The sequence below is a fragment of the Paludisphaera soli genome, from assembly GCF_011064595.1.
GTDB classification, from domain to species: domain Bacteria; phylum Planctomycetota; class Planctomycetia; order Isosphaerales; family Isosphaeraceae; genus Paludisphaera; species Paludisphaera soli.
The window spans coordinates 23,555-32,371 of the sequence record NZ_JAALJI010000043.1; the positions used below are offsets into that span (position 1 = coordinate 23,555).

Annotated in this window: 8 protein-coding genes; 4 read left to right on the top strand and 4 right to left on the bottom strand. The window is 67.2% G+C overall.

The window, feature by feature from the left end; all coding sequences use genetic code 11:
• The first annotated feature begins 5 nt into the window (after positions 1 to 5).
• A complete protein-coding gene (locus tag G6O68_RS29545; RefSeq protein WP_165252972.1) occupies positions 6 to 632 on the top strand; it encodes a TetR/AcrR family transcriptional regulator in 627 nt (208 codons plus the stop codon).
• Between the two features lie 132 nt (positions 633 to 764).
• Here the strand turns inward: G6O68_RS29545 and G6O68_RS29550 are convergent, their stop codons facing one another.
• On the bottom strand, positions 765 to 1,511 hold the full coding sequence (locus G6O68_RS29550) for an NADPH-dependent F420 reductase (protein ID WP_165252974.1): 747 nt from the start codon (positions 1,509 to 1,511) through the stop codon (positions 765 to 767).
• Entirely contained in the window at positions 1,508 to 2,017 is a 510-nt protein-coding gene (locus G6O68_RS29555; RefSeq protein ID WP_165252989.1) for a MarR family winged helix-turn-helix transcriptional regulator, read from the bottom strand. The genes G6O68_RS29550 and G6O68_RS29555 overlap by 4 nt, the downstream gene beginning before the upstream one ends.
• Positions 2,018 to 2,189: 172 nt before the next feature.
• Between G6O68_RS29555 and G6O68_RS29560 the strand changes: the two genes are divergently transcribed.
• Together G6O68_RS29560 and G6O68_RS29565 are read left to right on the top strand one after the other, a co-directional pair.
• Entirely contained in the window at positions 2,190 to 2,708 is a 519-nt protein-coding gene (locus tag G6O68_RS29560) for a hypothetical protein (RefSeq protein WP_165252976.1), read from the top strand.
• A 39-nt stretch (positions 2,709 to 2,747) separates the two neighbouring features.
• Positions 2,748 to 3,176: a hypothetical protein gene (locus G6O68_RS29565; RefSeq protein ID WP_165252978.1), complete on the top strand. Its 429-nt coding sequence runs from the start codon at positions 2,748 to 2,750 to the stop codon at positions 3,174 to 3,176.
• 196 nt (positions 3,177 to 3,372) lie between these two features.
• Here the strand turns inward: G6O68_RS29565 and G6O68_RS29570 are convergent, their stop codons facing one another.
• Together G6O68_RS29570 and G6O68_RS29575 are read right to left on the bottom strand one after the other, a co-directional pair.
• Positions 3,373 to 5,007 (bottom strand): carboxylesterase/lipase family protein, encoded by a 1,635-nt coding sequence (locus tag G6O68_RS29570; protein ID WP_165252980.1) that lies wholly within the window; start codon positions 5,005 to 5,007, stop codon positions 3,373 to 3,375.
• A 476-nt stretch (positions 5,008 to 5,483) separates the two neighbouring features.
• Positions 5,484 to 6,575, bottom strand: coding sequence for a tyrosine-type recombinase/integrase (locus G6O68_RS29575; protein ID WP_165252982.1), 1,092 nt, complete (start codon positions 6,573 to 6,575; stop codon positions 5,484 to 5,486).
• A gap of 375 nt (positions 6,576 to 6,950) precedes the next feature.
• On the opposite strand from G6O68_RS29575, the gene G6O68_RS29580 reads away from it, so the two are divergent.
• Entirely contained in the window at positions 6,951 to 7,877 is a 927-nt protein-coding gene (locus G6O68_RS29580) for a PEP-CTERM sorting domain-containing protein (RefSeq protein ID WP_165252984.1), read from the top strand.
• Positions 7,878 to 8,817 lie beyond the last annotated feature (940 nt).

Here is an 8,817-nt window from a genome sequence, read left to right on the forward strand (position 1 = left end):
GCGTGATGGCCGACCAGACCAACCAGCACCGCCGCCGTCTCCCACCGTCCGCACGGGGACGTGCCCAAGACATAAGCCGCGACGAACTCATCATCGGAGCGACGCTCAAGCTCCTTGGCGAGGTCGGATACAACGCCCTCAAGATGTCCGACGTGGCTTCGCAAGCCGGGGTATCCAAGGCGACGCTTTACCGACGGTGGACCGCGAAGGCGGACCTCGTCGCCGATGCGGTCGCCACGCTCAATCCGTTCCTCCCGCCCGACTACCCCGGCACATCCCTGAGGGATGACCTCCTCGCCCTGATGGAACGGGCCAGCACCTGCGGAGACCGCTCCGACGTCGTGACCGCCACGATGGAGATGGCGAGGTCGAACCCGGACCTCTACCGGACGTTGAGCGAGCGATTCACCACTTACGTCCGTCGCGAGATGGGCTCGCTCGCGGTGCGTGCGGTAGAGGAGGGGTTTGCGGCCTTGTCGCCCGTCGAGCTGGACCATGTCAGCGAAACGGTCGTGGCTTTTGTAACCCACCTATCCAGCCCGGCGTCGAAGACAATCCCCCGAGAGCGTCTCATCGGCGTGGTTGACCACGTCTTGACCGTTCTGATTACCGGGTCACGTCAGTCGGGGTAGCCAGCCGGCCAACCGTCGCTCGGCCCAGTCAGGCGGTTTTGCCGGAGATAATTCGACCTCGATGGCCGAGCTTGCCGAGGAGTTGAAAGCTCGGCACTCCGTCTTGGAGTGCCCCGGAATTCAATCCTCAGCTCACATGTACAAGGCACGATTTAGACGGGTGAGATAGTCCGCGTCAGGATTGGTCGTGGAGGAACCAAGCCGTTCTTGGACTGCTGCTATCGCCATGTCACGCCGCTTGGGCAACCGCGACGCCTCGGCCGCCGCCAACGCGGCCGGCAGCTCCGCGAGCGTGAGGTCGGTGCAGTAGCAGGGGGCACCGGGCTGCTGCCTCCACGAGTCCGCGAGCGTGCCCGCGTCGTAGGCGTCGAACCCCGTCTCCTCGACGAGCTGCATCCCCACCTTGCGGTCCGACTCCCGGTCGGCAGCGATGGAGAGGGCAATTCGACCCGGGCTCCCCGGGGGCTTTCCCAACCGGGCGAATGAGTCGGAACCGATTGAGTTCCATGCCTTGACGAAGGGCCTACCCAGCTGCTCGGACACCCACAGGCTCTCGACCTGGCCGGCCTCGATGGCGTCAATCTTGCCGTCCCGATGCGGGTAGTAATTTGACGTGTCGATGAGGACCGCATCGGCCGGCAGCTTGGCGACCAACGGGGCGATGGACGGGATGTTCTTTAGGGGGATGGAGATGACCAGCACGTCGACATCCGCCGCAGCTTCAGATTGCGAGACCGCCCGTGCACCGGAGGCCAGCACGTCGGCCCCGATGGTCTCCGGGCCGCGGGAGTTGGCCACCTTCACGTCATGCCCCCCCGCACTCCATACGAGGGCCAAGGTCTTGCCGATGTGGCCGGTGCCGAGGATTCCGATTTTCATGATGCTTCTCCTTCTGTTTGTTGGTCGGAAGATGATTCGGCCTCGCCCTTACGAGGTCTCGCGAGCCCGTTCAGGGTGTCGCGGAGCTCGGCGGCCTGGGCATGCGTGAGACGGCAAGCCGTCTCAATCTTCCCGGGCACCGAGCACGCCTCCTCGCGGAGGGCACGGCCCGCGTCGGTCAAGTCGATGAGGACGCGTCGCTCGTCGGCCGAGTCCCGCGTGCGGGTCACGAGCCCGGCGGTTTGTAGCCGCTTGAGGAGCGGCGTGAGCGTCCCGGTATCCATGCCGAGGACGAGGCCGAGGTCCCCGACGCTCCGGGGGGCATCCTCGTAGAGTGCGAGCATGACCAGGAATTGGGGGTAGGTCAGGCCGAGCGGCTCCAGGAACGGGCGATGGAGCCGGATGACCCGATTCGCGGCACCGTACAACGCGAAGGAGAGTTGCCTCCCGACGCGGAGCCACTCCTCGTTCTTGGTCGATGGGTCGCCTGATGGTTTGCTTGGCATTGCGAACTCCTCTGGCAAGCAATTATATCGTTCACGATATAATAAGGCAAACGGCAAGTTGATTCGGGAGCGAGAGCGAGTCTTCTTTGCCGGAGATAATTCCCTTCATCTTTGGCAAAATCCAGCTCCGAGAGGGTTGAGGTTTGGGGCAGCTATAGCCGAGGGATTCGCCGTGGACGCCGAAGGCCCCCCGAACGACGTGACCCGACCGCGGGACGAGGACCTCGCCGGGGTCGTCCGTCGGTTCCTCGCCCGGCTCGCCGAAGACCCGTTCCTCGTCCTCAGGGTCTCCGACGAGGGGACCGGGGGCTACGTCGAGGTCCTCAACCACGACCTCCGCCACGACGAGCGGGACGAGGAGCAGGGCATCGTCTTCGCCGTCGACGGCGTGCCCGTCGTCCGCACACCGACCTGGGACCTGGAGATGTCCTTCCTCTGGCCCGTGGAGCCCGAGCCCGAGCCGGTCGCCGCGTTCGCCCCCGTCGCCCGACGCCTCGGCTTCCCGCCGCCCCGGGTCAGGCGGGGGGACGTCGTGTTGATGCACGAGTCCTACCCGACCGTGCCCCGGGCGTGGCGGTCGGTGCAGGGCCTGGACGCCGAGGCCATCGCCCGGCTCTGCCTCGACGTCCTCCGGGACGTGTTCGGCCGGGGGCCCTCGCATCGCCTCCGGGCCTCCGTGGGCTACGAGTAGCCCGGGGCGACGCCGCTGACGACGGGGAGGGATGGGCCCGTGGGCATAAACGTGACGATGATGTTCGAGCGGGAGGTGACGGGCGTCCTGCACCGGTGCGTCGAGGGCTGCGACCTCGCCAAGGGCAAGACCGTGGAGACGCTAGGCCGCATCGCCCAAGAGACCGGGGTTCGGCCCATCGACGACTTCTACCGGGACACCCTCCTGGAGCACCTGCCCGAGGAGGCCCGAGTCGCCATGACGCTGGGCTGCTGGAGCGAGGAAGAGTGGGGGCCGAGGCCCGACGACCCCGAGCCGAACTGGTACGACCCGGCCGAGGGGCTGGCCAGCCTGCGGGCCCTGCTCGGCCATCTTCGGGGACACCCGAGGGCGATTCGCAGGGGCGTGGACGAATTGGAGGAGATGGAGCGGGCGTTGGCGGCCGCGGCAGCTGAGGGGGTTCGCTTCCATGTTTACTTCGATGTATGAGCCCCGGCCGGCTACGTCAGTTAGCCGGAGATGACCCCTTTGCCTTGGCTCATCAGGTCGAGGGATGCCCCTCGGACCCTGTGTCAAAAACGCTCGTTTTTGAGACTACCTCGCCTAAAGCGAAACGGCCCTGCTCGGTGAGAGCAGGGCCGCGTCTGATTCGCCGACTTTTGGTTCAGAGGGGATGTCGCCCCGCTCATTTGGACCGCCGCTCCCTCAGCCGTGACCAGTAAACTTCGTACGCCCGGAGCTTTTCGAGGTTCGGCGTCGGCCCGGCCTGCGGCGACTTGCCGAAGGTCATTGCCTTCATCTCCTTGGGGTCAAACGCGGGCCACTCCGGCAGGCCGGGGCCGTTGGGGTCGCCGTTCGCGGCGAAGTTCACCCAGTAGGACATGACCGCGTCCGACATCGCCACGTTCTCTTGCGTCGCCTTGGGCATGAACCAGCCGCCGAGGTTGCCGAAGACGAAGGCGACCTCAGCCCCGTGCCCGGCCTCGCCCGGGGCGGCACCGTAATCGAAGTAGTAGAGATACGCCTTGTGCTTGCCCTTCTCGGTCTGGAGCCTCGCCCACGCCCAGGTCGACGTCCCGAAGAGTAAATCGCGGAGCATGTCGCGTGCGGACCGCGATGCTTCCGCGGCGGTCGCGTGCGGGTAGGCGGCCAGGAACGCCGCCGCGTCCTCCTTGTAATTGTAATTCATGCGGACTTCCTTCTCGAACTCCGCCGGCGTCTTCCTGGGCGAGCCGAATAGGCCGCCGTCGTTGGAGGTATAGCCGACGAGCACCGGAGTGTCGTTGAACCGGCCGGTCTGATAGAGCGTGTAAGGGTCGCCGACGATGGTCTCGCCGTCCGCCACCGGCCAGGGCAGGCCGCCGGAGTTGCCTTTCATGACCGCGTCGGCACTCAGGGCACGGGCCGCCTTGATGTCCTTCACGCCGAGGCTCGCCAGGAACCTCTTCCCCTGCTCCTCAGCGAGCGGGAGCGACTGAATCAGCCCGGGCGACTCGTCCGCGGCGGACTTGATGGGGGCCATCGCCCCGCCGCTCTGACAGATGGCCCGCTGGAAAAGCCCCCTGGCCAGGGGCGATTGGGCGAGGATGCTGACGGACGTGCCGCCGGAGGACTGGCCGAAGACGGTGACCCGGTCGGGGTCACCGCCGAACCGGGCGATGTTCTCCCTGACCCAACGCAGGGCAGCCACCTGGTCCTGGATGCCGTAGCAGCCGGAGCCCTGGCCGCTCTCCCGGCTCAGCTCGGGGTGGGCCAGGAAGCCGAACACGCCGACGCGGTGATTGAAAGTGACTAGCACGACGCCCTTCTTCGCCAGGTTCGACCCGTCGGAGAGGGCGTCACCCGCCCCGCCGCCGTTGAACGCCCCTCCGTAAATCCACACCATCACCGGCCGCCGCTCGGTCGCGTCCTTGGCGGGCGTCCAGACGTTGAGGTACAGGCTGTCCTCGCTCGGACTCGACCCGAATGCCAACTTCGCCAGGGCCGACTGCATGGGCGGGGGCCCAAACCTGTCAGCCTTCCGCACGCCTATCCACGGCTTGACGGGCTGGGGTGGCTTCCACCGGAGTTCGCCCAGCGGCGGCTCGGCGAACGGGACGCCCTTGAAGACGCGGATGCCGTCGTCCCGCTTAACGCCTTCGATGGTCCCGCCGGTGACCTGGACGCGGTCGGGCTCACCCCTTTCCCGAGCCGGGGCCGCAGGCATGGCCAGGGTGAGGAGCATGATGGGCAGGCCGCAGCAGCAGAGCGGGCTGAGCACGAAGATACCTCCGAGAATCCAGGGCCATCGCCGCCGCTTGGAAGGGTCGCGTTCGGTCATCCCCACGCACCTCTAGTGCGACGACGCATGGCCGGGGAGCCCTTCATCGGGCTCACGAGCGACGGCGATGGTGCTAACCTCGAAATACCCATCAACGTTGGGCAAAGTTTCGGCCCCGCCGACCTCGCCCACTAGGTCAAGCGATGCCCCTTCGGTCATTGTGTCAAAAACGCCCGTTTTTGGGACGCCCGAATCGAGCCCGACGGGCAGGCGGAGCCCGGCTGGAACTCGCTTCACTTCCCGTCTCGAAATCATGGTCCGAGAATTCGCCCGGATGGACGAGTTGCGACACGCGGCCGGGACGCAAGTCTCCAGAGCCCGGTCCGAACCAGACATCGGCCCGAAAAGACGCCGATAGGCCCCGACGCAAGACCCTCCCCGCCCCGGTCCGATTGCCGAACATGACGCCCTTCAAGTCCGGCGAGCGATACGCCCCCCGGCGCGACATGCCGAGGGCGGGGTGGGAGGCGGGCGGGTCAGATCGGGACGTCGTGCGAGGCGCCTTCCTTCAGGCTCCGCCGCCGCTTGTCGTAGATCTGGGTCGTCGTCACGTGCCGATGCCCCAGCAGGTCCTTCACCTTGACGATGTCGACGCCTGCGTCCAGCAGCAGGGTCGCCGTCGTCGCGCGGATCGAGTGCGGGGAGTAGACGCACCGCTTCTCCTTCCGCGCCGGCCCCTCCTCGCCCGCGACGCCTTCCTCGACCGTCGAGCCCGGGAGCCTTGCGAGGTAGCCCCGGACGAGGTTGTACATCGTGACCAGGCCGATGGCCCTCTCGCCCAGCTCCGCCTTCCTCGAGTGTCGCCGGGCGCGGAAGAGGGGCCCCTTGGCCAGCCCGGCCTTCGCGAGGTATTCCGAGACCGCCTCGGCCGCGGCGAAGTGCAGCCCGATGCGGCGGCGCCTGTCGCCCTTCTCGTGGAGGGCGAGGGTCGCCTCGTCGCCGTCCTGGTGGAAGTCCTTCACCTTCAGCCGGCAGACGGTCCCGATGCGGGCCCCCGTGTAGAGGAAGACCTTCAAAACGGCCCGGTCGCGATAGTCCAGGACCGAGTCGCCCGAGGGCATGGCCATGAGCTGGCGGACCCTCGTCGCCGACAGGGCCTTGGTCTCGTCCCGAGGGTCCGACGAGCCGCGGGGGACGAACTGGGCGTGGGCCGGGTTGGGGACGACGATCGGCAGCCGGAACTCCGAGGCCGCGCCCTGGAGGTTTTTGTAGAAGCTCGAGAGCGAGGCGATCCGGCGGTTGATCGTCTTGGGCGCCAGGCCCTCGGCGAGCATGCCGTCGCGGAACGCCTGGACGTCGACGACGGAGACGGCGAGCATCCGGGTCGCGTCCTCGGGCCAGCGGATGGCGGCCGCCTCGCAGAAGGCCATCACGTCGCGCCGGTAGGCCCTCCGAGTATGCTTCGACTCGCGACGGGCGACCCAGCGTTCGAAGACCTCGGCGACCGAGGCGTAGAAGCCGGCGACCTGGCGCTCGACGGCGGCCGTCGAACGGCCGAGGAGGACCGGCGGCAGTTCGGGCCTCGCGTCCTCGATCGTTGCCAACTCCGCCTTCGTCCCGTCGTCCATGACGCCCCCTCGCTCCGGTCGAATTCCGAGCCCCCCCGCCCTGTATCGGCCGGTGGATGGCGGAAGATAACCGGTTTTATCTTCCGCCATCGCCCGCCGACTGCGGCGAAATCACGGGGCCGCGTGCCTCAACCGAAAGGCGGCGAACGTCGGAGCAGCGAGAGGGCTTCTCTATGGACGCATCGGGCCGGGCGGCGTGAAATGAATGCGAGACTTCCATGGATCACGATTCAACTTGAGGGATCACGATTTAACTTGAGTAATCCGTCGGCGATTCGTAGCCTCGCCTATGGATGTGGGACGACATGCCAGACGAGCCCGATCCACCGAGTCCGGGCGCGTCGGGCGGGGGAAGACCAAGGGGAGGGACGTTCGATGCTGAAGATGAATCTATTCGCGGCGATGATGGCCCTCGGCACCGCGGCCCTGGCGCAGACGTCCACCGGCTTCACGCAGACGAGGGACGGATTCGCCACGGGGGACTACCAGACCAGCTTCACGGACACCATCACGATCGGGGCCGGCCAATTGCCGACCACGACCCTGACGGTGTCCTACAAGGTCGACGTCGACGAGGTGGACATCGTCGCCAACGACCAGGTCGCGGTCGTCGTGACGGTGGACATCGGCCCGAATTCCTGGACCCAGCTGTCCGGCGGCGGCTTCCAGGCGTCCATCACCGGCCCGACCACCACCTTCATCGACGTCCAAGATCTCTGGACGGGCGACTACGACGTCGGCACGGTCAAGCGGCTCTTCGATCCGACGACGATCACGTCCGCGGGGGGCGTGATCCTGCCGACCGTCGCCAGCCTGGGGGTCCTGCAAGCCGTCGACCCGGCCTTGACGGGCAGCCAGGTCGTGGTGACCAGCCTGGGGGACCTCGACGGCACGGGGGACTCGCTCGTCCTGTTCGACCTCCAGGGCCTCTTCGCCTCCGACGTCGACGGGCGCATCCAGGGGACCGATTACGACCTGCTGCAGGCCGTCTACGACGTAGGGCTCGGCCAGGACGTCGCCATAGGCTTCCTGTCCCCCGGCCACGCCGCCGCCTTCGACATCGACCTGAGCGACGCCTTCGGCACGGGGTCGGCGTTCTCCCTGGCGAACGTCAGCATCCTCGGCCTGCAGGTCGCGGGCGACCGCGACGACGACAGTCCGTCGTTCGACGACGAGGCGGGGGTCACGGTGACTTCTTCTCGAGTGGCCTTCGCCGCAGTGCCCGAGCCGGCGTCGTTGGCGATGCTGGGCGTCGGAGCCCTGGGGCTGCTGGGCTTCGCCGTCCGGCGCCGTCCGGCCTGAGCGCCCGCGTCAGACGAAGCGGCCGGGCTCCCCGAGCGATCGGCGGTCCCGGCCTTCCTCATGCGCCGACGCCTCTCGGCCGGACGACGAGCCTTGAGACCGACGCGGCCGTCCGAACGCATTAGGGGTCAAGCCGATTCAATAAATAAAAAAGTATGGAATTCATGTTCAAAGTCGTCTATAGTCGTCTTTGCGTCGGGGGTTGGAGTCGACCCCTAATCGCGGCGACCGGCCTTGTCCGGCGTCGCCTCCCTCTTCGCGATTTCCACCGTCGGGCCCTCTCGAAGACGTGCGGGGGCCGGCGGCGGCGTACGACCTCGACGCCCCTCGGCCGACCGAGCCTCGGACTTTAATCTCGCGGAATCATCCCCGCGCCTTGGGTCCGATAATGGGCATTATGTTGTGCGACGTGAAAAGATGCGGGTTATTCCAGTGGGTGCGAGTCCCACCCGGCCAACTGGGTCGCTCCAGCCGGAAGCCATCGGAGCGGCGGCGGAGGTGACGAAGCCGCCGGAGCCTTCGAGAAAACGGGCCGCGCAGGCGGCTCGGCGAGCAGGCAGGCCGTAACGCGAGTGAACGCCGAGCAGGCCCCGAAAGAAATGACGAGGGAGCCGACCCGCCGACAAACGGGGAAGGCCGCCGTCGCTGGCGAGAATCGAGGCGGTGGAAGATCCTCCTCATGAGCGATCACGACCCAGCGATCCCTCCGGGGTAGTGGCGACGGCATGCCGGCACATGGATGCCCGGCGCGACACGTGAAGCCCCAGGCGGCGGCGGTCGTGACCGCCGACCGGAAGCCCGCGAGGGACAGGCCGGGCCGCCTGGGGTGACGGACAGGCCCGTAGTACCGACGAAGCCGGGCAACTCCGGCGGAGGAAAGGGGCCTGAGTTCAAGACCGACGTCCGAAGGGGCATGAGAGCCGGGAGATTGGCGATGAGC

What these genes read in the sequence shown, in the direction of transcription:
- G6O68_RS29545 (WP_165252972.1), top strand. Translation starts at nt 6, where the DNA reads ATGGCCGACCAGACCAACCAGCACCGCCGCCGTCTCCCACCGTCCGCA.
- G6O68_RS29550 (WP_165252974.1), bottom strand. Translation starts at nt 1,511, where the DNA reads ATGAAAATCGGAATCCTCGGCACCGGCCACATCGGCAAGACCTTGGCC.
- G6O68_RS29555 (WP_165252989.1), bottom strand. Translation starts at nt 2,017, where the DNA reads ATGCCAAGCAAACCATCAGGCGACCCATCGACCAAGAACGAGGAGTGG.
- G6O68_RS29570 (WP_165252980.1), bottom strand. Translation starts at nt 5,007, where the DNA reads ATGACCGAACGCGACCCTTCCAAGCGGCGGCGATGGCCCTGGATTCTC.
- G6O68_RS29575 (WP_165252982.1), bottom strand. Translation starts at nt 6,575, where the DNA reads ATGGACGACGGGACGAAGGCGGAGTTGGCAACGATCGAGGACGCGAGG.
- G6O68_RS29580 (WP_165252984.1), top strand. Translation starts at nt 6,951, where the DNA reads ATGCTGAAGATGAATCTATTCGCGGCGATGATGGCCCTCGGCACCGCG.